21 protein-coding genes are annotated in these 26,264 nt (G+C 35.5%); 13 read left to right on the forward strand and 8 right to left on the reverse strand.

The window, feature by feature from the left end; all coding sequences use genetic code 11:
• Positions 1-6: 6 nt before the first annotated feature.
• The 6 genes from JJL45_RS04045 to JJL45_RS04070 all read right to left on the reverse strand — a co-directional run bounded on the left by JJL45_RS04045 (position 7) and on the right by JJL45_RS04070 (position 10,463).
• Positions 7-1,800 (reverse strand): chloride channel protein, encoded by a 1,794-nt coding sequence (locus JJL45_RS04045; RefSeq protein ID WP_082935943.1) that lies wholly within the window; start codon positions 1,798-1,800, stop codon positions 7-9.
• A gap of 46 nt (positions 1,801-1,846) precedes the next feature.
• The gene (gene aspS, locus JJL45_RS04050) at positions 1,847-3,601 is read right to left on the reverse strand and encodes an aspartate--tRNA ligase (protein WP_068603443.1); all 1,755 of its coding nucleotides are present in this window, start codon (positions 3,599-3,601) and stop codon (positions 1,847-1,849) included.
• Between the two features lie 135 nt (positions 3,602-3,736).
• A complete protein-coding gene (locus JJL45_RS04055; RefSeq protein WP_068603445.1) occupies positions 3,737-7,237 on the reverse strand; it encodes an efflux RND transporter permease subunit in 3,501 nt (1,166 codons plus the stop codon).
• 94 nt (positions 7,238-7,331) lie between these two features.
• Positions 7,332-8,501 carry an efflux RND transporter periplasmic adaptor subunit gene (locus tag JJL45_RS04060; protein ID WP_068603447.1) on the reverse strand — a complete coding sequence of 390 codons (1,170 nt, stop codon included), beginning with the start codon at positions 8,499-8,501 and terminating at the stop codon, positions 7,332-7,334.
• 10 nt (positions 8,502-8,511) lie between these two features.
• Complete coding sequence (locus tag JJL45_RS04065; RefSeq protein WP_068603448.1) at positions 8,512-9,855, reverse strand: TolC family protein; 1,344 nt, start codon at positions 9,853-9,855, stop codon at positions 8,512-8,514.
• Between the two features lie 2 nt (positions 9,856-9,857).
• Positions 9,858-10,463 (reverse strand): TetR/AcrR family transcriptional regulator, encoded by a 606-nt coding sequence (locus JJL45_RS04070; RefSeq protein WP_068603451.1) that lies wholly within the window; start codon positions 10,461-10,463, stop codon positions 9,858-9,860.
• A gap of 125 nt (positions 10,464-10,588) precedes the next feature.
• Here JJL45_RS04070 and JJL45_RS04075 point away from each other — a divergent pair, with 125 nt between their 5' ends.
• The 5 genes from JJL45_RS04075 to JJL45_RS04095 all read left to right on the forward strand — a co-directional run bounded on the left by JJL45_RS04075 (position 10,589) and on the right by JJL45_RS04095 (position 14,081).
• Positions 10,589-11,563, forward strand: coding sequence for a polyprenyl synthetase family protein (locus tag JJL45_RS04075; RefSeq protein ID WP_068603452.1), 975 nt, complete (start codon positions 10,589-10,591; stop codon positions 11,561-11,563).
• Complete coding sequence (locus tag JJL45_RS04080; protein WP_068603455.1) at positions 11,563-11,910, forward strand: hypothetical protein; 348 nt, start codon at positions 11,563-11,565, stop codon at positions 11,908-11,910. Before JJL45_RS04075 ends, JJL45_RS04080 begins: the two co-directional genes overlap by 1 nt.
• A 177-nt stretch (positions 11,911-12,087) precedes the next feature.
• Entirely contained in the window at positions 12,088-12,522 is a 435-nt protein-coding gene (locus JJL45_RS04085; RefSeq protein ID WP_068603457.1) for an RrF2 family transcriptional regulator, read from the forward strand.
• A 72-nt stretch (positions 12,523-12,594) separates the two neighbouring features.
• Positions 12,595-13,326, forward strand: a complete 732-nt coding sequence (ric, locus tag JJL45_RS04090; protein ID WP_068603459.1) for an iron-sulfur cluster repair di-iron protein — start codon at positions 12,595-12,597, stop codon at positions 13,324-13,326.
• Between the two features lie 293 nt (positions 13,327-13,619).
• The gene (locus JJL45_RS04095) at positions 13,620-14,081 is read left to right on the forward strand and encodes a hemerythrin domain-containing protein (protein WP_068603462.1); all 462 of its coding nucleotides are present in this window, start codon (positions 13,620-13,622) and stop codon (positions 14,079-14,081) included.
• 155 nt (positions 14,082-14,236) lie between these two features.
• Here the strand turns inward: JJL45_RS04095 and JJL45_RS04100 are convergent, their stop codons facing one another.
• Both JJL45_RS04100 and JJL45_RS04105 read right to left on the reverse strand, forming a co-directional pair.
• The gene (locus JJL45_RS04100) at positions 14,237-15,370 is read right to left on the reverse strand and encodes an ATP-binding protein (RefSeq protein WP_067146929.1); all 1,134 of its coding nucleotides are present in this window, start codon (positions 15,368-15,370) and stop codon (positions 14,237-14,239) included.
• A 42-nt stretch (positions 15,371-15,412) separates the two neighbouring features.
• Positions 15,413-16,165: an SDR family NAD(P)-dependent oxidoreductase gene (locus JJL45_RS04105; protein WP_067146931.1), complete on the reverse strand. Its 753-nt coding sequence runs from the start codon at positions 16,163-16,165 to the stop codon at positions 15,413-15,415.
• 222 nt (positions 16,166-16,387) lie between these two features.
• On the opposite strand from JJL45_RS04105, the gene JJL45_RS04110 reads away from it, so the two are divergent.
• From JJL45_RS04110 to JJL45_RS04145, 8 genes are all read left to right on the forward strand, one after another.
• A complete protein-coding gene (locus JJL45_RS04110) occupies positions 16,388-17,491 on the forward strand; it encodes a DUF4382 domain-containing protein (RefSeq protein WP_202664262.1) in 1,104 nt (367 codons plus the stop codon).
• Between the two features lie 181 nt (positions 17,492-17,672).
• Positions 17,673-18,677 carry an AAA family ATPase gene (locus tag JJL45_RS04115; RefSeq protein ID WP_202664263.1) on the forward strand — a complete coding sequence of 335 codons (1,005 nt, stop codon included), beginning with the start codon at positions 17,673-17,675 and terminating at the stop codon, positions 18,675-18,677.
• 78 nt (positions 18,678-18,755) lie between these two features.
• Positions 18,756-19,622, forward strand: a complete 867-nt coding sequence (locus JJL45_RS04120) for a DUF58 domain-containing protein (protein WP_067146935.1) — start codon at positions 18,756-18,758, stop codon at positions 19,620-19,622.
• A 100-nt stretch (positions 19,623-19,722) separates the two neighbouring features.
• Positions 19,723-21,369 carry a hypothetical protein gene (locus tag JJL45_RS04125; RefSeq protein ID WP_410529951.1) on the forward strand — a complete coding sequence of 549 codons (1,647 nt, stop codon included), beginning with the start codon at positions 19,723-19,725 and terminating at the stop codon, positions 21,367-21,369.
• Positions 21,369-22,373, forward strand: coding sequence for a vWA domain-containing protein (locus tag JJL45_RS04130; RefSeq protein ID WP_068603466.1), 1,005 nt, complete (start codon positions 21,369-21,371; stop codon positions 22,371-22,373). The genes JJL45_RS04125 and JJL45_RS04130 overlap by 1 nt, the downstream gene beginning before the upstream one ends.
• Positions 22,374-22,483: 110 nt before the next feature.
• A complete protein-coding gene (locus tag JJL45_RS04135) occupies positions 22,484-23,521 on the forward strand; it encodes a VWA domain-containing protein (protein WP_068603467.1) in 1,038 nt (345 codons plus the stop codon).
• Between the two features lie 74 nt (positions 23,522-23,595).
• Positions 23,596-24,453 carry a tetratricopeptide repeat protein gene (locus tag JJL45_RS04140; RefSeq protein ID WP_068603469.1) on the forward strand — a complete coding sequence of 286 codons (858 nt, stop codon included), beginning with the start codon at positions 23,596-23,598 and terminating at the stop codon, positions 24,451-24,453.
• A 31-nt stretch (positions 24,454-24,484) separates the two neighbouring features.
• Positions 24,485-26,263 (forward strand): BatD family protein, encoded by a 1,779-nt coding sequence (locus JJL45_RS04145; RefSeq protein WP_068603471.1) that lies wholly within the window; start codon positions 24,485-24,487, stop codon positions 26,261-26,263.
• The last annotated feature ends 1 nt before the right edge of the window (position 26,264 follow it).

The following is a 26,264-nucleotide window of genomic DNA, read 5'->3' on the forward strand; positions in this document are numbered from 1 at the left end:
TTACTATTATGAATCTACTTGAAGCGAGATTAATTGTCGGCGATAGGCTGTTAATAATTTAGATTTAGATATAAATCCGTAGTAAACACCATTTTTAGTAACGGGTAAATTCCATGCGCTACTGTCTTGGAATTTCTGCATAATATCGGTCATTTTATCTTGATCTAGTAAAATAACAGCAGGAGGTTTTTGCATGATGTGGGTCGCATGTACCTCGTTGTATAAGGAGCGATCAAACATAATGGGGCGTAAATCATCCAATAAAATAATACCTTTTAGCTTTTTACTTTCTTTATCTACGACCGGGAAAATGTTTCGTTTAGATTTAATAATGGCTTTATTAATCATTTGTTCCAAATCCATTTCAGGTGAAATAGGAATAAAATTGGTTTCAATCACTTTATTGATGTCCATCAAGGTTAACACGGCGTGATCCTTATCATGGGTAATTAACTCACCTTTTCTACCCAATTCCATAGTATAAACAGAGTGCGGTTTAAAGTATTTGGTAATACCAAAAGAAATGGTTGAGGTAAGCATCAGTGGGATAAAAAGTTCGTAACCGCCAGTAAGTTCGGCGATTAGGAATATCGCAGTTAAAGGCGCGTGTAAAACACCTGCTAATAATCCGGCCATGCCCACGAGGGTGAAGTTGCTTTCTGAGATTGTGGTTTTAAACAATCCAGAATGGTTAACAATTTTAGACATGCAAAAGCCCATAATACTGCCCATAAAAAGTACTGGAGCAAAAATACCACCAACACCACCGGCTCCAAAAGTTAAAGCACTAGCAACAATTTTAAAGAGTAGGAGGCCTATTAGAAGCATGACTACAATCCAAATATTTTCCAGATTTAATTGAAATAAATTGCTCTCTAAAGCTTTTTCTGGATTGCCCACAATAAGGTTGTTAATCACATCAAAACCTTCACCGTATAATGGCGGAATTAAAAACACAAGAATTCCAATACCTACACCTCCAATAATAAGTTTTTTTATAGGTGATCCAATTTTATCGAAAAACTTCTGAATGCGGTCGTAAACATCGGTAAAGTAGATGGAAACAAAAGCGGCTATAATCCCTAAAAAGATATAAAAAGGAGCATCATTGATGTAAAATTTATCTTCAATTCTAAAAGGTAAAAGCACATCATTTCCAAAGAAAAAATAGGAAGTTAATATAGCCGAAAGTGATGCTAACAGCAAGGGTAACATCGAGGCAATGGTGAGATCTAAACTAAAAACTTCAATGGCAAAAATGATGGCTGCAATAGGCGCTTTAAAAATAGAACTCATGGCACCAGCAGCTGCGCAACCTATAAGTAAAGTTCTTGTGGTTTGGTTCATGTGAAACATTCTGGAAATGTTAGACCCAAGTGCTGCACCAGTTGCAACAGTAGGACCTTCCAGACCAACTGATCCACCAAAACCAACCGTAATTGGTGCCGTTAAAATAGAACCAAACATTTGGAAACGTTTCATGATCCCTTTGCGTTTTGAAATGGCTAAAAGTGTTGAGGGAATACCATGACTTACCTTATGGCGTATCACATATTTCATAATGAGATAGACCATGGTTAAACCTAAAATAGGAAACAAGAAATAGAAGGCATGATGGTAGTGTTCTATTAAATTACCTTCTAACAAACTTTGAATAAAGTGTGTCAGGTTTTTTAATACTACCGCACCCATACCAGCTGCAAACCCAATCACGACGCTAAGTATATAAACAAATTGTTTGTGTGAGATATGCTTGGCTCTCCAAATAAGAAAGCGTTTAAAAAGGGTTCGTTTTGGCATGATTAAATCTACTAAAAAATCCTGCAAGTTGCAGGATTTTATAAAGTTATGATTTTAAATTTAGTTTTAAACTTAATTCTGTGAGTTGTGCATCGTCGATTGGTGCAGGGGCATCGATCATAACATCGCGGCCAGAATTGTTTTTAGGAAACGCAATAAAATCTCTAATGGTTTCTTGTCCGCCTAAAATAGCTACCAATCTGTCCAATCCAAATGCTAAACCACCGTGTGGAGGTGCGCCATATTGGAAAGCATCCATTAAGAATCCAAATTGTGCTTTGGCTTCTTCAGGCGTAAAGCCTAAATAATCGAACATTAACGATTGGGTTTCTTTATCGTGAATTCTTATCGAACCACCGCCAATTTCGTTACCGTTAAGAACTAAATCGTAAGCGTTGGCTTTTACAGCCCCTGGATCTGTTTTTAATAATTCTAACTGACCCGGTTTTGGTGAGGTAAATGGGTGGTGCATCGCGTGGTAGCGTTCGGTTTCTTCATCCCATTCTAAAAGCGGGAAGTCCATAACCCATAACGGTGCAAACTCATCAGGTTTACGTAAACCTAATTGCTCGGCTAACTCCATACGTAAAGCACTAAGTTGTGTTCGTACTTTGTTTTTATCTCCTGAAAGCAAACAAATTAAATCACCAGGTTTTGCGTTAGTTGCTTCTGCCCATTTGGCTAAATCTTCTTGATCGTAGAATTTATCTACCGAAGATTTATAAGAACCATCGTCATTACAACGCGCGTAAACCATACCTAAAGCACCAACTTGCGGACGCTTTACCCATGAAATTAATTTATCGATTTCTTTTCTTGTAAAACTATTTCCGCCAGGAACAGCAATACCAACAACTAGTTCAGCACTATTGAATACACCAAAATCTTTATGTTGCGCTACGGCGTTTAATTCGCCAAACTCCATTCCAAAACGGATGTCTGGTTTATCGTTTCCGTATAAACGCATGGCATCATCGTAAAGCATTCTTGGGAATTTTTCAACATCAACACCATTCACTTCTTTAAGTAAGTGACGTGTTAAGCCTTCAAAAGCATTTAAAATATCTTCTTGGTCGATAAAAGCCATTTCACAGTCTATTTGTGTGAATTCTGGTTGTCTATCGGCACGTAAATCTTCATCTCTAAAACACTTCACAATTTGGAAGTATTTATCCATACCACCAACCATAAGCAATTGCTTAAAAGTTTGAGGCGATTGTGGAAGGGCATAAAACTGACCTTCGTTCATACGTGAAGGCACCACAAAATCACGAGCCCCTTCTGGAGTCGATTTGATTAAGTATGGTGTTTCAACTTCAATAAAACCAGCATTAGATAAATAGTTTCTAACTTCTTGAGTGACTTTATGACGAAAAATTAAGCTGTTTTTAACAGGATTTCTTCGGATGTCCAAGTAGCGGTATTTCATTCGGATATCTTCACCACCATCGGTTTTATCTTCTATAGTAAACGGTGGTATTTTCGCTTCATTAAGAATATTTAATTCTGAAACTAACAATTCGATATCTCCCGTAGGCATGTTCGGGTTTTTTGAAGCACGCTCGATTACGGTTCCTTTCACTTGAATAACAAATTCGCGTCCTAAATCTTGAGCTTGCTCGATAAGTGCTTTAGACGTGCGTTCTTCATCAAAAACCAATTGAGTAATACCGTAGCGGTCTCTTAAATCGACCCAAACAATAAACCCTTTATCTCTAGATTTTTGAACCCAACCAGCTAAAGTGACTTCTGTATTTATATGTGCGGCTCTTAATTCACCGCAGTTATGACTTCTGTACATAAATAAAAAATTGAGGTGCAAATTTAGTGAAGTTAAACGACTCTATAAATTAAAAAAGCTCCAATAATAAAATTGAAGCTTTTTTGCTATTAATCGAGTTAGTCACAATAATTAAAAACGTAATTTTTATATGTTTTATGCAGCGATATCTTCTTTAGAAACAACACGGTCTTTATATAACCACATTTTAAATTTAGTTACTAAATAGAATAAAATAGGTACTACAATTAAGGTTAAGAAGGTGGCTACAAATAAGCCATAAATAACCGTCCACGCTAAAGGTCCCCAGAAAATCACATTATCTCCACCAACATAAATATGTGGGTTGAATTCACTAAAAAGCGTAAAGAAGTTAATGTTTAAACCTGTAGCTAATGGAATTAAGCCTAAAATCGTCGTTATGGCGGTTAATAGTACCGGACGTAAACGCGCTTTTCCTCCTTTTACTATGATTTCTACCAAATCACTATCGTTAAGATATTGATTGTCTTCCATGTTGTATTCAACTTTCTTTCTATCTATTAAAAGTTGAGTGTAATCCAGGAGTACCACACCGTTATTTACTACAATTCCAGCTAGGGAGATAATACCCATCATGGTCATCATGATAACGAATGCACTTCCCGTAGCTACAATACCTCCAAATACACCAATTAAGCTTAAAAAGATAGCTAACATGATGATACCCGGTTTTGAAATAGAGTTAAATTGGAAAATTAAGATGAAGAAAATCAAACCTAAACCTGTAAAGAAGGCACTCATTAGGAAGGCCATTTGTTTGTTTTGCTCTTCTATTTGTCCTGTATAATCAATACTTACATTGTCTGGTTTTGCGGTAAAACCTTGCATTTCGTACTGTATTTTAGAAACGATGGCTCCAGCATCGGTAAAACCAGGTGCTAATGCAGAGTATAGTGTTACCACTCGCTTTACGTCTTTGTGCTTTATAGCACTAAAACCAGACGAGTTATTGTGTTTGGCCACGGCGGAAACAGGAATTTCTTTAACTTGTCCAGAAGCCATATCTCTAAAAGTAATTTTCTGATTGAAAATAGCACTGGTATTGTATCTATTCTCCTCATTAAAACGCACATAGATATCGTAGTCATCGCCGTCTTTTTTGTAAATGCCTGCTTTAGCACCAAAAATAGAGTTTCGTAATTGTTGTCCGACCTGACTTGCTGAAATACCTAATTCTCCTGCTTTTTTTCGGTCAACTTCAACCATCATAGAAGGCTTCGATTTATTAACGTCTATTTTCAATTCGTCTATACCCTGAATATTTTTAGTATTCAGGTAATCGCGCATTTTTTCGGCCGTGTTGATAAGTTCAGCATAGTCATCGCCTTCTAATTCAACATTAATAGGGTAACCTGCAGGAGGGCCATTAGCATCTTTTTCAACGGAAATAGCGACACCAGGATAAATATCTTTTAAACTTTCTTGAACTTTTTTCAGTAGTTCTTGACTATTAGCACCTTTACGGAATTTATATTCACGCATGCTAGCGGTAATTTTTGCACGATGAGGCATTTCGGCAGACGAACCTCCATCGGTTTGAGGATTTCCTGCACCTTCACCAACCTGAGACACGGCACTTTCGGTAAGGAAATTATGATCACCATCCATATAAACAGGATCGTTAATAATTTTATAAACGCGCTCTTCAATGTCTTTAGTAATGGCATTGGTTTTTTCAATATCGGTACCTTCTGGATATTCGATATAGACGATAATTTGATTAGGTTTATTATCTGGGAAAAACTCTACTTTGGTACGCTGTGTTCCAACGGATGCACCAAACCCAATAAAGGCTATAATTAATAGGACAAAAGTTGAAATGGTAATAATAGCCGGTTTTCTTCCTCCAATCGCGAATCGAAGTGAACGCTCGTATAATCGTTCCCAACGTGGTAAAGATTGATTTTGAAATTTATTAGACCAACGTCTTAAGAACAATCTGTAAACCCATAATAAACCTACCGTTACAATCATTAAAGTTCCTAAACCACGGTATGAACCACCAAAGAATAAAATAAGCAAGCCGATTCCTCCAAAGATGGCTGAAATTTTATAAATCTGCTTTTTAGGCATGTTTTTATCTTCTATGGTCATAAATTGAGATACCATAACTGAGTTGAAAAAGATGGCCACGAATAATGAAGACCCTAATACTATGGATAGGGTAATTGGGAAATATTTCATGAATTCACCCATAACCCCTGGCCATAACCCTAATGGGATGAACGCAGCAACTGTTGTAGCGGTAGAAATGATAATAGGAAAGGCGATTTCACCAATTCCCTTTTTAGCTGCTTCAATACGCGACATGCCTTCTTCAGACATAAGTCGGTAAACGTTTTCTACAACCACAATACCATTGTCAACTAGCATTCCAAGCCCCATGATGAGTCCGAATAAAATCATGGTATTCATGGTGTAGCCCAAATAGTCTAGGATCATTAAAGACATGAACATAGACATGGGTATCGCAAAACCAACAAATAAGGCATTTTTAAACCCTAAGAAAAACATTAAAACGGTAACAACCAGTATGATACCGAAAATGATGTTGTTTACTAAATCATCAACCTGGCCAATGGTTTTAGGCGATTGGTCGTTAGCGATGGTTACTACTAAGTCTGGAGGGAATACATTTTCAATGGCATCATTAACGATGTCACGAATTTGATCGGCGGCATCAACCATGTTTTTTCCTGCACGTTTTTTAACATCCAGCATCACTACAGGTGCACCAAATTCTCTGGCGTAGGTGGTTCTGTCTTCATCTTTAAAAGTGACTTCGGCGATATCTTTTAAATATATAGGATTGCCGTGTTCTACTTTAACTACGAAGTTTTCAAGTTGTTGCGGATTTGTAATTTCTCCTAAAACTCTAATCGTTCGACGTTGTCCGCTGGTTACTAAATTTCCAGCCGACATGGTTAGGTTTTCTCTATTAATAGAGTTGATAACATCATCAAAACTAACGGCAGCTGCCATCATTTTATAGATATCTACTGCAACTTCAACTTCTTTTTCTTGAGCACCTCTAATATCTACTTGTTTAATTTCTTGAAGACCTTCAATTTTATCTTCTAGATATTCGCCGTACTCCTTAAGTTTATCAATTGGGTAATCACCCGAAATGTTAATGTTGAGGATTGGCATTTCTTCCGATAAACTTAAATCGAAAACATTAGGCTCTACCTTGGCACCATTAAATGTAGGCCAGTCTTCACCAGCTGTTTCCGAATCTACCTCGTCTTTAACTTTAAGTTTAGCAGACTCCACCGATATATTGGAATCAAATTCAATTACGATGATCGAATAATCTTCTTGAGAGGTTGAAGTAATTTCAACCACATTACTTACGGTTTTAAGCTTATCTTCAAGAGGGTCGGTGATGAGTTTTTCAATATCTTCAGCGGTATTTCCTGGATATACCGAACTAATGTATATTTTGGTTTCTTTAACCTCAGGAAAGTTTTCTCGTGGTAAACTAAAATAAGCACTAGCACCTAGAAATAAGATTAAGGTAATCAAAACATACATGGTGGTTTGATTGTTAATCGCCCAAGAAGACCAAGCAAACTCTTTATTTGTTTTATCTTTTTTATTGTTTTTATCAGTCATTAGTCGTTCGTTTTTTCATTCCCTAGGAGGAATTTTTTTATACTATGAAACGGATTAATTATAACGTATTCCTGACTACACAGGAATGAAAAATTTATTTAATCTCAAGAATTTTTACATCCTGACCTTCTTTAACGGAACGTGCGCCTTCATCAATAATTTCTTGTCCGTTTTCAATACCAGATAAAATTTCAATAAAATCACCTTGGGTTTTACCTGTTTGGATAATGGTACGATGTGCTTTAGCCGTTTTACCATCTTTATCTGTTATGGTATAAACATATTGTTGGCCTTCAGCATTTTCTGAAATAATACTTTGCGGAATTAAAATGGCTTTCTCGCTGGTATAATCGTTTATTTTTAATCGTGCAGTTAAATTAGGTAAGATTGATTTGTCCTTATTAGGTAGAGCTATTTCAACTTTAAATGTACGGTTGGCTGGGTTGATGTAATTTCCAGATTGACGTACTTTGGTTTTAATTTCTTTTCCTAACACAGGAAAATAAACTTGAACATCTTTTCCTTTAACAATACTTGATACGTAGCTTTCTGGTACATCCGATTCAATATACATATCGTCCAAGTTTACAATTCTAATCAATTGGGTTTGCCCTGGAGCAACGACACTTCCTTGGTCTGTAATCACATCGTCGATGGTTCCTGAGAAAGGTGCGCGAACTTGGGTTTTACCAATTTGCTGTTCTAATTGGTGTACAGCTTGGGTTTGTGCTTCGTAGTTTGCTTTGGCTTGGAGGTATTGCATCTCACTACCAATTTTTTGTTGCCATAAACGATCTTGACGCTCGTATGTTGTTTGTGCAAGGCTAGCTTGTATTTTTAACTGTGCTAGTTGCTGACTTAAGCCTCCGTCGTCGATTTTAGCCAAAATTTGGCCTTTTTTAACCTGCTGGCCTTCTTTAACATAAACCGAGGATAAAACTCCTGAGAATTCTGGGTAAATGACAATGTTTTGATTTGTACTTACATTACCTTGTAATTCAACATAATGTTTAAAAGGTGCTTCGTTGGCTTTAAAAGTTGTGATTAACGGAATTTTAGACTGCGGATTTAATGCTTTAATAGCAGCTTCAACCTCCTTTAATTGTGTTGCAATTTCATGAGCAGAAGCTTCTAATTCGGTGTGTTTTTGCCTAATTTTTTCTAGATCGTTTGTTGCGATAATGGCTTCCACCGATGATTTTTTATCAGAGCCACATGAGCTTAATAATACGGAAGCAAGTAGTAGAGTGTATATGTTTTTCATCTTGATTTTTTTAGTAATTAATTTGGCTTAAAATGGCGTCTAATTCTGCTTTTTTATTGATAATGTCAATCATAGATTGTAAGTATTCTTGTTGCGCAACATATAATTGTGTTTGCGCCTGACGTAAGTCGAAACTTGAAGAGATACCTTCAAAAAATTTGGTTTCATTTTTACGTTCTATACGTTCGGCTAAATCTAAATTTTGTTTTTTATTAGCATAATCTTCTATAGCGAATTGGTATTCACTTTTAGCTCGAGCAATGTCTAATTTGATTTTTTGTTCGATTTCGACAAAAGACTCGTTTGCTTTTTCTAAATCAATTCGAGCTTCCTGAGTTGCTGATGAGCGACCTAAAGAGCTAAATATTGGAATGTTTAAACTAACTCCAAACATGGATGAAGCATACCATTTTTGATTGCTATTAAAAAAACCGAAGTCTTCACCAAAGGCACTGTATCCACCATTTACAAATGCGCTAAGTGTTGGCATGCCTTTACTCATGGCTAGTTTTACCAGTAAATCTTTACTTTCAACTTCGTTTTCAGCAATTAAGTAATCAATGTTGTTTTCCACGCTATCATCGGCGGCTAATGCTTCAAGTGAAGTGTATTGTAAACTTAGTATTTCAAGATTATCTGTTAATACGGTAGGCGTGTTTAAATCGATACCCAAGGTGATATTAAGCATTTGGTATGCTAAAAGTTTTAGGCGTTTTACATTATTGTAATCACTCATTAAGCTCGAAAGGGTGATTTTTATCTGTTCTACACTTTCTTCTTCTTCCAAACCGTTTTCAAAAGTTTTTTGAATTTCCTCTAAGTTCGATTCCAAAATCGCTTTATTACTCTCAAGAATTTTTATACTTTCTTCAGTTAGTAAAACATTTCCGTAGGCATTAATAACTGCTTTTCTAACTTCCAGATCGGTTTTAATTTTAGCGTTTTCAGAAATTTCTAAATATACCTTTGAAGCTTTTAAGGCTACTAAATAAGAACCGTCAAATATTAATTGACTTAAAGTCGCTTTGGCGTTAATATTTTGCTTTGGACTAAACTCGACAGGAACAAATTCGCCAGGATTTCCACCAACTAATTCTGCTGGTAGTAAAGATACCTGTTGTTTTAGCCAATTTTGGTAATCTACGGCTCCATTAATTTGTGGTAAACCTGTAGCGGTAGCTTGCCATTTTTCTTCTTTAGCCATATCAATGTCTCTAGCGGCATTTTTCACATTGCGGTTATTTTCCAAAGCAAAGTCTATGGCTTCTTGTAAGCTAAAAGCTATTGGTGTTTCCTGTGAATACCCTGAAATAGCAAATAGTAAACTAAAAAAAACAATTAGTTTATTCTTCATTTTTATGATTGATTTGATGTTATAAATTTATTTAATATTTGAAGGCCTTCATCGGCAACAATGGCTCTTAAGTGGTATTCTAAATAGTTTTCCATGAGATAATCCATGGTAAATAACTCTAAAGGAAAAACCGTTTGATCTTTTAAACCAGACATACCGTTAAAATACATTCTTGAAATAAAATCGACATTAATTTCTTTTCTAAACAAATGCATGTCAATACCTTTTTGAATGCTGTCTTTAACACAGACTTGCATTTTTTCAAACTGTTTTAAATGCAGGCGTTCGGCAATTCGGGGGTAGTATTTTTGTAATTGAAATTGCGAAGATGATTTTTCGTTTTTCAAATAATTTAGAACAAATACTTTAATCGCGTATAACTCTTCAATGGGGTTTTTAGAATTATTGCAAATGGTATCGATACCTTCGGAAATGTTTTCAAAAATATCAAAGGCAACGGCTTCTACAAGTTTTGTTTTATTTGCGAAATGTACATAGATGGTTTTTTTAGATATACCAATGCGATTGGCAATATCGTCCATAGTAATACTTTTAAACCCGTAGTTTAAAAATAGTTCTTTTGATGCGGTAATTATTTTATCTTTCATAAGAAGCGGCAAAAGTACTCATGGAAACTTTAAAAACCAAAATAGTTTCCGTGGTTTTAACATTTATTTAATAGTAATTTCACACAGAAACTTTTTAATAAGCCGAATTGGTTTATTTTTGTGCGATGCTTTCCATAGAAAAATACCAAGAGGAGTTTATTAAATTCCTAGAAGATTATAAGATTGTTAAGGCACCTCAAGGACTTTATCAACCTATCGAATACATTTTAAACTTAGGCGGAAAACGCTTAAGGCCTGTACTTACCCTCATGACGGCGCATATTTTTAATAGCGACTATAAAAAAGCATTAAACGCTGCGTTGAGTATTGAAGTGTTTCATAACTTTTCATTAGTACACGATGACATTATGGATGATGCACCGCTGCGTCGTGGCCATCAAACGGTTCATGAAAAGTGGGATGTTAATACAGGTATTCTTTCTGGCGATGCTATGCTAATTATGGCTTATCAGCTTTTTGAACATTATGAAGCCGATGTTTTTCAGGCTTTAGCCAAACTGTTTAGCAAAACGGCTTTAGAGGTTTGTGAAGGTCAGCAGTACGATATCGATTTTGAAACGCGGAACGATGTTACCATTCCGGAGTATTTAAAGATGATAGAATTTAAAACGGCCGTTTTGGTTGGAGCTGCCATGAAAATGGGAGCGATTGTAGCAAAAGCTTCAATAGAAGACCAAGAAGGTATTTATGATTTTGGTCGCTATTTAGGCATTGCATTTCAGTTACAAGATGATTATTTGGATGCTTTTGGTGATCCTAAAACTTTTGGTAAACAAGTAGGTGGTGATATTATTGAAAATAAAAAAACCTATTTGTATTTGAAAGCGCTTCAATTTGCGGAAGCTTCCGAGAAAAAAGAGTTGGAAGCCTTATTCGCTTCAAATGTTGATGATGCTTCAGAAAAAATTGTACGTGCTAAAGCTATTTTTCAGTCTTCTAGTTCCGCGGAAGCGACAAAATCAGCTATCTTGGAATATACAAACAAAGCTTTTGATGTGTTGGAAACTTTGGATATCTCTGAAGATAAAAAGGCCTTATTAAAAGCCTTTGGTCATAATTTAATGAACAGAACCGTGTAATGCAGGTGCCTACCACATTTGAGAATTTAGTTGAAGAAGCCCATCAACTGCAGTTGTATAAAAAGCTTGTTCAACAACTTAACAAAGATTTTTTGTTAGCTAATATTGATTTAGATTTTCATGAAGACATCCTGCCAACGAGTTTGAAATTGTTGCTTCATGAAACGGTTTACAAACTTATTCAGGAGAAATTTTCAGAATACTTAAACCTGCTTTATATTATCGATGTTTCTGAAAATAAGGTTAAAGCCTTAAATGGTGACGATACCCTTAAACTGTCTGAAGAGGTTGCCTTTTTAATTTTAAAGCGTGAATGGCAGAAGGTTTGGTATAAGAATCACTACTGATTATTTGTAGCATCTTGATTCGTTTATTTGTTGAACAGGTAGTCTCGATAGAAAAAGGTCTTCGAGCAGAGTCGAGAAGTTAGACAAACTGTTTTTTATGAGCTTTTAGTTTTAATTAGGATAAAATTGTCCGAATTAAAAAATATTTGATACCTTTGTATGGTAATTAAATAGAATATGTTTTCAAAAGCTTGCGAATATGGTATTAAGGCTGCGATTTTTATTGCGACCCAATCTTATGAAGGTAATCGTGTGAGCCCTAAAGAAATTGCTCAGGAAATAGATTCTCCACAAGCTTTTACGGCTAAAATATTACAAGCCTTGGTGAAAAACGATGTCGTATCATCTGTAAAAGGCGCTTATGGTGGTTTTGAAATTGATAGAAATCAAATAGCAAGCATTAAGTTGTCGCAAATAGTAAATGCCATTGATGGCGATACCATTTATAACGGTTGTGGTTTAGGACTTCATGCCTGTGATGACGCACATCCTTGTCCGGTTCACGATAAATTTAAAGCCATAAGAACCGATTTAAAACATATGCTGGAAAACACGAATTTGGAAGAACTAGCCTTAAATATTAAGTCAGGGGAATCATTCTTAAAGATTTAAAAAATAGTTGAGTTTCACTCAAAAAAAAATTTGAATATAAATAGGATAAATTTGTCCGAAATAAATAATGTCATGGAAGTATTAAATAGTAACGTACAAAAACACATTGGAGCCTTTGTAGCAGAAGATTTTAGAACAGCAGCGGTATTTAATCAATACGGAATCGATTTTTGTTGTCGAGGAGGAAGATCATTGGAAGAGGTTTGCGAAAAAAACCAAATTGATGCTAATGAGTTGTTAAGCAAGTTAGAAGCTGTTATAAATACAAAAACCGATCAATCTATAGATTATAAATCGTGGCCCTTAGATTTATTGGTCGATTATATTGAGAAAAAACACCATCGTTATGTGGAGGAAAAAATTCCTGTGCTTCGTCAGTTTTTAGATAAATTATGTAGAGTACATGGTGAAAGACATCCTGAGTTGATAACCATTAACGAATTGTTTACGGCTTCGGCAGGTGAGTTATCGGCGCATTTGAAAAAGGAAGAATTGATCCTTTTTCCATTTGTTAAAAAAATGGTTGGTGCCACATTAAGTCAAGGCGCTATTGAAGCACCTCAGTTTGGTACCGTTGAAAACCCTATTGCCATGATGATGGACGAACACGATCATGAAGGGGTGCGATTTAGAAAAATTGCCGAGTTAAGCAATAATTATAACCCTCCAGCAGATGCTTGTAACACTTACCGAGTTACTTATGCCATGTTGCAAGAATTCGAGCAAGATTTGCATTTACACATCCATTTGGAGAATAATATTTTATTTCCTCAAGCTATCAAATTGGAGAAACAGTTTCATTAAGCTAGCTAGTTAGACTTAGGAAAGAAAGTTAAAAAGAGGCCTAAAAGTTGATTTTTTCGTCACTCTGAATTTATTTCAGCATCTCATTATCATTGCTTTTCAAAATAATGAGATGCTGTCTAGAGTATATTTAGACGAAAAATCATCTTTTTAGATGACCTCTTTTTTTTGTTTAAGACCATGGTTTATCTTTTTTTTTAATGTTTTGATTTTCAGTTGGTATACTTCAATAAATGTGTAAATTTATATACTGAATTCTAATTAAAACGTTTAAAATTTAAGTATTTATAACTGTGGATAAAAAACCATTAAAACGACATCAAGCCTTACAACCTTTAAGTCGAGATCATCATCAGGGCCTCCTATTGTGTTGGAAAATAAGAACTGGGTTTGGTAAGGGTGTTGAGCCGAATCGAATAAAAAGTTATGCCGATTGGTTTTTCGAAAACCATTTGATACCTCATTTTAAAATGGAAGAGCAGCATATATTCTCTTTGTTAGAAGATGATAATGCGTTAAAAAGGAAAGCTTTAGACGATCATAAAGCCTTGATTTTACTGTTTTCTAAAACAGACGAAGTGGCTAAAACCTTATCGGATATAGAAAAACAATTAGATGATCATATTCGTTTTGAAGAGCGTGTGCTGTTTCCTGAAATTCAAAAAATAGCGACCGAGGAACAATTTAAAACTATTGAAGCCATGCATCACGAAAAGCCATTTGTTGATAATGTAGCGGATTCGTTTTGGACTTAGTTGTACAGGAGAGACCTAGAAACTAAAAGACCTCACTTCATTTCTAAATAGCAGTAGAAGAAGCAAGGTCATATCTTAAAAAGATTAATAGCGGTGCTAAATTAGTGTTTTTTCCCACGTATTTTGTTAAAAAATGTTAAAGTTATTAACAAATGTTAATTGTAACGAACCTTTCTTAGGATTCGCAAGGTTTCTTTGTATAGCCTGTAAGTGTCTTGGTCGTAGTTTTTTATAAGGGTTTTGGCTTCTATGAGCTTATTAATGGCGTTTTCAAATTGATTGAGGTAGCAAATAAGGTAGGTTTCCGGAAGGTTTTTTAAGTCGCTTTCCTCTGCCGGAGTTAGCGTCATGCCTTTTTTTAATTTGTTTAAAATGGCGTTATTGGTGTTGTAAATATGATGCAAAATTTTTTTGTCAAACTTCGGAGGTTCAAATAATAATGTGGTTTCAATGTTATATTGGGCGTTGTCTTCAAACTTTATAACAGTTTCTTCTAAAGGGTAATATCTATTGGTGCCTTGTAACCCTAAATTCACATATTCAATAATTTTAAATTGGTTTTCGTCTATGGTAATCGAAACTTCATCTAACGCCGAAAAGAATAATCTTACCCGCTCGTTAATCAGTTCTATATCGACACGGGAATAGTAAATATCGTTTTTCACTAATTTCTTTTGTCCGGCCCAGCATACCACAAAATATTCTTTGAACACTTTATATTGCGCATTGTAGTCGGAACGGCTATTCATAAAATCGAAAACACCATCAAGGGTGTGTTCAATATTGTTCTGTGCATTGTTTTCAATGGCAGCAACAATTTTAGAATTCACATCTTTAATTTCAATGTCAAATACTTTAGGCATACTCATGCTGCCATCTCTAAAAAAAACCGATCCGCCGTAATATTTCCAGATGTTTTTTCTTAAAGAAGTTAAGCCTTCATTGGGTCTAATAGTTACCAAACCTACTACTTTGTTATTTGGTAAGTGCGGAAAAGGAATGTTTTCATATTGAACAATGGGAGGATTGGTTAAATAGGCATTGATGAGGTTCTGAATTTTACTATCATCAAAAAAGTCGACGCCAATAATGGCATTATCATCGTCTTCAACACCAATAACTATGAAAGAATTGTTTTTCGGATTGCTATTCGATAGGGCACAAACATGCTTTAAAAACTTGGCTTTGCCTTCTTTCTGACCAATGTCGATTTTACGTTTTTTGTCGTAAAAACTATTTTCGTCGTTGTGAGCTAAAAGGTGTTTTATAAGTAAGCGTTTGTTAATCATAGTTTTTAATTCAGTAAAAACAATATTACCATTCTAGCATGTTTATTTTTCTTTTAAAACCGTGGTGCTATTGGCTTGAGCGGTTGGGAAAACCAATAGATCGGCTATGTTTACGTGGGCGGGGCGGGATACGGCAAAGTATATGATTTCAGCAACATCTTTGGCTTCTAAAGCTTTAAATCCTTGGTAAACCGAGTCTGCAGCAGGGTCGCCTTTAAAACGCACTCGTGAAAATTCGGTTTCTACCATTCCAGGATTTATAGCTGTAACTTTTATCCCATAAGGATTTAAGTCTAAGCGCATGCCTTCGGTAATGGCTAAAACGGCATGTTTACTAGCGCAATACACGTTGCCCTTGGGGTAAACTTCTTTTCCTGCCGATGATCCTAAGTTTATAATGTGACCAGAATGTCTTTTGGTCATTTGGGGAATAATAGCCTTACTCACATATAGTAAACCTTTAACGTTAATGTCTATCATAGTGTCCCAGTCGTCAATATCACCCTCGTGAATGGGGTCTAAACCATGGGCGTTTCCTGCGTTATTAACTAAAATGTCTATGTTTTTAAAGTTTTCAGGAAGGGATGCAATAGCTTCAAAAGTTTTGTGCTTGTTGCGTACATCAAAATTTAATGTGTGAACTAAAGTAAGTTTTTTTAAAGCTTCTTTAATGGTGTTTAAGCGTTCTACACGTCTGCCGCAAAGTACTAAATGAATGCCCTGTTTGGCAAATTCATAAGCTGTAGCTTCACCAATGCCACTAGTAGCTCCTGTTATAAGGGCGATTTTTGTCATTTAAGTCATTTATTATACTAAGTTAATAGCGGTTAATTATTTGTATATAAAAATAATTAAACTGCAATTAATAAAGCAGTCTGGAGTGTAAATTATATTTCTTGGCATGTTTTTAAGTCTTTTTTTATGGATGGAAACTTACACTGCAAGAAGTAAAACATCTTAAAATGGCATTTAGGCCGTATATGGTTTTGCATAACTATTATAAATAAATAAAACATTATGATTAGTATCAAACGATTTACATTAATTCTACCCTTACTTTTTTTAAGCCTTTTTGTGGCTTGTAATGATTCAGATTCAGACTCGATTAAAAAAGGTGATCCAACTATTTCCATTAGGCTTGTGGATGCGCCAGGAGATTATGAAGCTGTTAATGTTGAAATTGTTGACGTCATGATAAAAATGGATGATGATGTTGATGATGAGAATGGTTGGATGTCATTAGAGGTTAATCCTGAAACTGTAAACCTTTTGGACTTTACAGGAGGCATGAGCAAAGTGCTTGTGGAAAGATTTCCTATTCCTGAAGGTACTTTAAGCCAGATGAGATTGGTTTTAGGCGACGGGAATACTATTGTTATTAAAAATGAGAATGATCAAGATGAAACTTATGATTTAAAAACACCTAGTGCAGAACAATCCGGTTTAAAACTTAAAATAAATGAAACTATTGAAGCGGGTTATGCTTATGATTTTATTTTAGATTTTGATGTTGCTAAATCTATTGTACATGCTGGAAATTCAGAAAATATTATTTTAAAGCCTGTACTTTATGCCAGTTTAGAAACAAATTCAGGAATTATTGAAGGTATAGTTTCGCCATCTACGACACCTTCCATGGCCTATGTTGTAGTTGATGATATGGGTACGACAGAAACCGAAGATGACTTTGTTGTAACAGCCTTAACTGATGAAAATGGAAGTTTTGCCTTATGGGGTGTGCCAGCTGGAACTTATGATGTTTTGGTAACTCCAATTATTGAAGCGTCAGAATATGGTTCAGGTATGGCCGAAGGTATTGTGGTTGTTAATGGAGAAAAAACTGTTATTTCAAGTCCTATTGAGTTAGCGCTTAATAAAGGTATGATAAGCGGAACCATTAGTGGATTAGCAGATGGTGTTGTAGCTACAGTGTCGATAAATGACGAAGCATCGACCAGCGTTGAAACAGATAGTGAAAATCACTATACCATAGAAGGTTTGTCACCAGGAGCCTATATATTATCTATTAGTGCTTCAGGATATGTTACTCAAAATATTGATGTTATATTAGAATCTGGTGAAAATAAAATTGTAAATGCGACATTAAATGTAGTGCCGTAATTTAGATAATATTCCCTGTTTTAAAAAGAGCAATATCGTGAGGTGTTGCTCTTTTTAAGTTATTATTAACTCATTAAAGCGTTATATTTTAACCAATTATTAACAAGGATTGAAGATTTTTTTTAACACTTTGCATAGCTCAAATAAGGTGAGTATATTCGGGCTTTAAATTAAATTAAAAATGATGGAAGAAACAGCTACAGTCAACATTAAGTCTATCAATGAAAAAATTGAAAAAGAAAGTGCTTTTGTTGATTTGTTAATGCGTGAGATTAATAAGGTTATTGTTGGTCAAAAACACATGGTCGAACGTTTACTGATCGGTTTGTTAGGACAAGGACATATTTTATTAGAAGGGGTTCCTGGATTAGCGAAAACCCTTGCAATTAACACCTTGTCGCAAGCTGTTGATGGAAGTTTTAGTAGAATTCAATTCACACCAGATTTACTTCCGGCCGATGTTACAGGAACATTAATTTACAACATGAAACTTAATGATTTCTCCATTAAAAAAGGACCTATTTTTGCCAACTTCGTATTGGCAGATGAGATCAACAGAGCACCTGCAAAAGTACAATCGGCATTATTAGAGGCCATGCAGGAAAAGCAAGTTACCATTGGTGATGAAACCTTTAAATTGGATAAGCCATTTTTAGTTATGGCTACCATGAACCCTGTAGAGCAAGAAGGAACTTATCCGTTGCCAGAAGCACAGGTAGACCGTTTTATGTTAAAAACGGTTATTGATTATCCGAAAATTGCCGACGAGCAACTCATTATGAGAGCTAATTTAAAAGGCGCTTGGGAAAAAGTAAGCCCTGTGGTTTCGGTAGAACAAATTCTAAAAGCACAAGAAGTTGTTCGTGAAGTTTACATGGACGAAAAAATTGAAAAATACATTTTGGATATCATCTTCGCAACCCGTTATCCAGAAAAATATAAATTAGAAGACTTAAAACCATTAATCTCTTTTGGAGCATCGCCTCGTGGTAGTATCAATTTAGCAACGGCAGCAAAGTGTTATGCATTTATTAAACGTCGTGGTTATGTGATTCCTGAAGATGTTCGTGCCGTAGTATACGACGTATTACGACACAGAATTGGGATTACCTATGAAGCGGAAGCGGAAAATGTAACTTCTGTAGATATCATTAATAAGATAGTAAACGAAATAGAAGTACCTTAAAAATTGAACATTGATAAATGACAATTGATTATTAACTCATAATTAATCAATATAAAATAGTCAATAGACAATTGAAAAATGGATACTAAACAATTACTTAAAAAAGTACGAAAAATAGAGATTAAGACACGTCGTTTGTCTGATCATATTTTTGGAGGTGAATACCATTCTACCTTTAAGGGGCGTGGTATGACTTTTAGTGAAGTGCGTCAGTATCAGTTTGGCGACGATGTTAGAAATATCGATTGGAATGTCACGGCGCGATACAGTGAGCCTTATGTAAAAGTTTTCGAGGAAGAACGCGAGTTAACCATGATGCTTATGGTTGATGTCTCGGGTTCGGAATTATTCGGGACTTCCGATCAATTTAAAAGTGAAGTCGTTACCGAGATTGCAGCAACTTTAGCATTCTCAGCAACTCAGAATAATGATAAAATAGGCTTGATTTTATTTTCCGATAAAATTGAACTTTATATTCCGCCTAAAAAAGGGCGCTCTCATGTTTTACGTATCATTCGTGAACTTATTGAGTTTGAACCCGAAAGCAAGCAAACCAATCTTTCTGAGGCTTTAAAATTCTTGCAAAATGTCATGAAGAAGAAAGCTATTGTATTTGTGTTGAGTGATTTCATTGCAAATGATTATCACCAAACCATGAAAATTGTTTCCGGGAAACACGATGTAACAGGTATTCGAATTTACGATAAACGCGAAGAAGAGATTCCTAATTTAGGTATGGTTCAAATGCAAGATGAAGAAACTGGAGAGCTTATGTTGGTAAACACGTCTTCAAAAACGGTTCGACGTAATTATTCAAAATTCTACCATCAAAAGGTAGAATATTACAAAGAAAGTTTTAATAAGGCCGGAGCCGGAACTATAGATTGTCGTGTTGATGAAAGTTATGTTAAAAAGCTTTTAGGTTATTTTAAAAGAAGAGGATGATTGATGTTCGATATTACAGTTAGATATTGGATGTTGCGAGTTAGAAGTTGGATATTAAAAAAGATAGAAGTTTAAAGTGATTGCTATAAAATCTCAAAATATACCCCAAATACCTAGAAAACAAACCGTTTTTCTGTTAGGTGCTTTTTTGTTTTTCGCCTTGTCGCTACAAGCCCAGGTGAAATCGACGGTCGATTCTACATCGGTGAAAATTGGGGCGCAAATTACGTATCATATTCAAGTTGAAACCGATTCTACCAATTTAGTGGTGTTTCCTGAAGGACAGACTTTCTCGCCTTTGGAGATGATCGAATCTTACGATGTGGACACGCTTAAGAATAAGGATAAATTCAGCCTAATCAAGAAATACGGATTAACACAATTCGATTCTGGGAAATATACCATTCCAAGGCAAAAAATAGTCATTGGTGATAAAACCTTCCTGACAGATTCCGTACAGGTTGAGATTCGAAACGTTGTGGTAGATACCACGAAGCAACTTTACGATATTAAACCCATGATTGCTGTTGAAAAAAGTGGCAGTAAATGGTTGCAATACCTACTTATTACCCTTGTCATCTTAGCTGTTGTTGCTTTTTTATTGTATTGGTTTATTTGGAGACAAAAGCCACTTTCTGAAGAAGAGAAAATAGCCTTGTTACCACCTTACGACCGTGCGAAATTGGCATTAAAAACCTTAGATGAGAGTCATTATTTAGAGCACGAAAATCTAAAAGATTATTATTCCGATTTAACCTTTATTATTAGAAAGTATTTGGATGAAAAGGTTTATGATCGTGCTTTAGAAAGTACCACAGACGAACTTATAAGTCATTTAAATTTATTAAAAGAAGGCAATCAAGTTGATTTAAGTCAGGACGATATCAAAAAATTAGAAAGTATTTTAAAACGTGCTGATTTAGTGAAGTTCGCGAAATCTGCACCAGATATCGAATTGGCAAAATTAGATAGAAAAACGATCGATTTAGAAATTGATCATGTTAAGGAAGCTTTGCCTGAACCTTCTGAGGAGGAAAAACTTTTAGATGAAAAATATAGAGAAGAGCAAGAGCGTAAAAAGAAGCGTAAAAAAGTATGGCTTACCGTCGGGATTAGTGTTTTCCTATTGCTAGCTACTTTAACAGGCTTTTCGTTAAAATATGGTTTTGCTTATGTGAAAGATACCATTATTGGTCATAGCAGCAAAGAGCTTTTAGAAGGCGAATGGGTAACGAGCCAGTATGGAATTCCACCTGTTACCATAACCACGCCAAAAGTTTTAAAACGTACAACACCAGAACTGCCTGAGGAAATGGCGCAAAAAATGCAATTAACCCAGTTTAGTTATGGTAGTTTAATTGATGGTTTTCAGTTGGTCGTTGCAACTACAAAACTGAATAATCAAAGTCAGGGACAAGGACAGCAACAACAACCAGAAATTGATGTAAAGCAAGCATTGGAAGGCAGTTTAAAAATGTTTGAAGCTGCTGGAGCACAAAATATCATCACTAAAAACGAAACATTTGTAACCCCTAATGGTGCGGAAGGTGTTAAGATTTTTGGTTCCATGGATATGCCAATCAAAGGCACTGAAAATTTTGAAAAAGGAAGCTATGTGATGCTTGGATTTGCTTCACAAAGTGTGGTACAACAAATTATGATTTTTCATAAAGAACATGATGTTTACGCCGAGCAAATGGTGACACGCATTTTAAATTCAGTCGAACTAAAAGAGGCAGAGAAATAATGTTTGAAGGTGTAGAGTTTTTTAATAAAGAGTTTTTTTGGTTACTGCTGTTACTGCCTTTAGCTATTTTGTGGTACGTTATAAAGAATAACAAGCAAACGGCAGAGTTAAAAATATCAAGCTTAAAGGGATTTCAAGTGACTAACTCTTGGCTGCCAAAATTAAAGCATTTGATGTTTGCCCTGCGTTTATTGGCATTAGTATGCCTTATTACCGCTTTAGCCAGACCACGATCGGTAGATGTGTCGTCTCGAACAAAAACCACGAGAGGTATTGATATTGTTATGGCTATAGATGTGTCGGGCTCTATGTTGGCAAAGGATTTAAAGCCTAATCGTTTAGAGGCTTTAAAAGAAGTAGCAGCCGATTTTATTAAAGGCCGTCCTAACGATAGAATCGGACTCGTAGAATACGCTGGTGAGAGTTATACCAAAACACCAATTACAAGTGATAAAGCCATTGTATTGCGCTCATTAGAAAGTATAAAATACAACAACATTATTGAAGGTGGTACGGCTATAGGTATGGGTTTAGCCACAGCGGTAAACCGATTAAAAGATAGTAAAGCCAAAAGTAAAGTGATTATTTTGTTAACCGATGGGGTTAATAATTCAGGGTTTATAGAGCCAACCATTGCTAGTGAATTAGCTGTGGAGTACGGCATTAAAACCTATACTATTGGATTAGGAACTAACGGGATGGCCTTATCGCCAGTTGCGGTGCTTCCAAATGGTAATTTTCAATACGGACGCGTTCAGGTTGAAATCGATGAGGCACTTCTTAAAGACATCGCTAAGGTTACCGGAGGAAAATATTTTAGAGCTACTGATAATGAAAAGTTAGAAGCTATTTATGATGAAATTAATAAGCTTGAAAAAACCGATGTCGAAGAGTTTAAGTATTATAATTACCAAGAAATGTACAGGCCTTTAGTACTCATAGCGGGCTTGTTGTTGCTTATTGAACTGCTTTTACGTTTCACGGTATTTAGGAGTTTTGTGTAGTTGGGTTTAGAGACAGAAGACAGAGGACGGAAGACAAGAAAAAATAAGTGAGATCATCGTATTCGTGGTTAAACAGTTAAACGAATCAACGAAAAACAAATAAACAGTTAATGTATCAATTAGAAGAAAAAATATGGTTTTGGGTTTTGGGAGTTATTCCAGTAATTATCCTGCTCTTTTTGGTGCTTCAATTCTGGCGCTACAAAGCGCAAAGTAAGTTTGCCAATAAAGAGGCCTTAAAACGGTTAAGTCCGAATCGTTCGGTGTTTAAAGGGGTGTTAAAAGTTATTGTTTTATGTTTGGCCTTTGCTAGTTTAACCATGGCTTTGGTAAACCCCAAAGTAGGAACAAAGCTAGAAACCGTAAAACGCGAAGGGGTTGATATCGTTTTTGCTGTCGATGTCTCTAAAAGTATGTTGGCCGAGGATATTGCACCAAATCGTTTGGATAAATCAAAACAGTTAGTCACCCAAATTATTAACAATTTGGCTAGCGATCGTGTGGGGATAATCGCTTATGCAGGAAAAGCTTTTCCGCAGTTGCCTATTACTACCGATTATGCTTCGGCAAAAATGTTTTTACAAGGCATGAATACCGATATGCTTTCGTCACAAGGAACGGCCATTAACGAAGCGATAAAATTATCTAAAACCTATTTTGATAATGCCGAGCAAACCAACCGTGTATTGATTATAATTTCTGATGGGGAAGACCATAGTGAAGGAGCTGCTTCGGTTGCCGAAGAAGCTAGCGAAGAAGGAATTCGCATTTTTACTATTGGTGTTGGCGATGTAAAAGGTGGACCCATTCCAGAGAAACGTAATGGTGTGGTGTTGAATTATAAAAAAGACAGCCAAGGGGAAACGGTTATAACCAAATTAAACGAAGATACCCTTAAGGCTATTGCCGATGCTGCTAATGGTGTTTATCTGAATGGAAGAAACACCAATGAGGTGGTTGAAAATATTAGAGAGCTATTAAATAATATGGATAAAACGGAGTTTGAAGCCAAGCAATTCGCCGATTTTAAAGATCAGTTTCAGTGGTTTTTGGGGTTAGGAATCTTTTTTATCCTACTTGATATTTTCTTGTTGGAAAGAAAAACATTTTGGTTGAAAAAGTTGAATTTATTTAATGAAAATCTTTAATTTCCGCGACAGCGAGAAAAAATATTTGATGCGTGTCATTACACAAGTTTTATCATTAAAATAAAAGTGTAACAATGAAAAAAATACTAACAGGATTCATCCTTTTTATGACTTTATTTTCTTTTTCTCAGGAAGAAGATAAAGCACAGCAATTGGCTGCTAAAAAAGCAAACGATTTTGTATTTGAGGGGAATAATTTAGCCGAATCTGAAGATTATATTACTGCAGAAATGGCTTATCGTGAGGCTATTTCTGAACAAAAGTCATCTGTGGCAGCAGCTTATAATTTAGCAAATACTTACATTAAAAGTGGCGATTTTGAATCGGCCTTATTTCGTTTAGAACAAGCAGCTAAAAATGCCAGTTCTAAATCTGAAAAACATAAGGCATTTCATAATATAGGTAACGTGTTAATGGAAAATAAAAAGTGTAAGGAAGCTGTTGAGGCTTATAAAAACGCTTTAAGAAATGATCCTTCCGACGAAGAAACTCGTTACAATTTTGCAGTTGCTAAGGCTTGTGCTGAAGAGCAAAAACAGCAAGATGATCAGAATGATGATCAAAACAAAGACGATCAAGAGAATCAGGATAATCAAGACAATCAGGACAATAAAGATAACAAGGAAAACCAGGATAATAAAGATAACGAGGGCGATAACGAAGACGAAAATAAGGATCAGGAAAAGGACAACGAAGAGAAGAAGGATGGTGAAGATGAAAAGGACGATAAAGGTAAACCTAAGGATGATAAAAAAGATCCTAAAGACGATGAAAAGGATAAAGGCAAGCCTCAGCCTCAGCCGGGACAATTATCACCACAGCAAATTAAGAATTTGCTTGAAGCGATGAATAATCAAGAACAAGAAGTTCAAGAAAAAATTAATGCTGAAAAACAAAAAGGCGTTAAGGTAAAATCTGAAAAAGATTGGTAATCGCCGCTCGAGTTAAATATAAAAAACACATATGCAGGTTATAAAACACATATACATTTTATTAATCGTATTTGCGACAAGTTTGGCTTCAGGTCAAAGCGTTGAGTTTGTCATGAAAACCAGCAAGCAAAAGTTAGGTATTAATGAGCGTTTGCGTGTAGATTTTGAAATGAATCAAGATGGCGATAATTTTAATCCGCCAGATTTCTCAAATTTCACCGTGGTAGGAGGTCCGAATCAATCGGTTAGTAATTCCTGGGTAAACGGGGTAAGAACCTATAAAAAAACATACTCTTATTTTTTAGCACCCAAGCAAAGAGGAACCTTTACAATTTCGCAGGCAAGTATAGTCATTCAAGGGAATGTATATAAAACAACTCCTAAAAAAATTCAAGTTACTGCAGCTGTTGATATTCCAAAAGATCCTAACGATCCTAAATATTTAGCATCAGAAGGAGTGCATTTAGTTGCCGAAGTGGCCAAAGCAAATCCGTATTTAAACGAAGCAATTACCGTCGTTTATAAGTTATATATTTCTCCTACTATAGGGGTAGATGGTATTAATGAAATTGACTCACCAAGGTATAACGATTTTTGGAGTCAGGTTATCAATACACAAAACGAAAAGGTTCAAAATGGAACCTATAATGGTGAAAATTACAGATTTCTAGTTTATAAAAAAGCGGTTTTATACCCTCAAAAAACAGGTGAATTAGAAATTGAACCATTGAGTTTAGATTTGTCACTTCGAGTGCCAACCAATCGTCGTGATATTTTTGGAAGCGTTTTAATGTCGCGTGTTAACCGAACCATTTCTGCTGGAAGAAAAACCATTAAAGTGAAACCGCTTCCTGAAGAAGGAAAGCCTCAAGATTTTACAGGCGCCGTTGGGAGCTTTGAGTTTAATGTTAGCGCATCAAAAACCGAGTTGGATGCCACCGAATCTTTGCAACTAAAAATTGCAGTAAAAGGAAACGGGAACCTTAAACTGTTTAAATTACCAAAGGTATCTCTGCCAAGTTCTTTAGAGGTTTATGAGCCTGAACATAATGAGGATGTTCGAACCAGTTTATCAGGCATGCAAGGTAGTATTTCTGATAGTTACACGGTGGTACCTCAATATAAAGGGAAATACCCTATTCCGAGTGTGTCGTTTTCTTATTTTGACATCAATAGCAAAAGTTATAAACGTTTGTCTTCTGAAGAGATTTTAATAAACGTGATGAATGGTCCTGCAAGTCATAGTGCATCAAGTAATAATCAAAGTACTAAAAATGGTAATAAGCAAGCCGTAGTGCAAAGCGGCGATCATTTTGCTTTCATAAAAACTAAATCAGATTTTAGCGCTATTAAACAGGATTACTTCTTTAAAACCAATACATTTTGGACTTTATTATTATTGCCATTTTTAGCGATTCCATTGGCTATTTTAATTAGAAATAAGAAGGCCGATAGAGATGCCGATGTTGAAGGAAATAAAATAAGAAAAGCGAATAAATTGGTTAAGAAATACTTGAGTAATGCCAAGAAGTCTTTAGGGCAAAAAGAAGCCTTTTATATTGCTTTAGAGAAAGCTTTACACAATTATTTAAAAGCGAAACTGCATATCGAAACCAGTGATATGAGTAAGGATAGAATCTCAGATTTACTCAAAGACAAAAACGTCGAACTTACTGTTGTTAATGATTTTATTAGTATCATAGAGCGTTGTGAGTTGGCACGTTATACGCCAATTGATATTGCTACCATGCAAGAGGATTTTGATAAAGCTGGTGCAACCATTTCATTAATTGATAAACAAGCCCGTTAAG

Origin of the sequence: Tamlana sp. s12, assembly GCF_016767215.1 — a bacterium.
Lineage (GTDB): Bacteria > Bacteroidota > Bacteroidia > Flavobacteriales > Flavobacteriaceae > Pseudotamlana > Pseudotamlana agarivorans.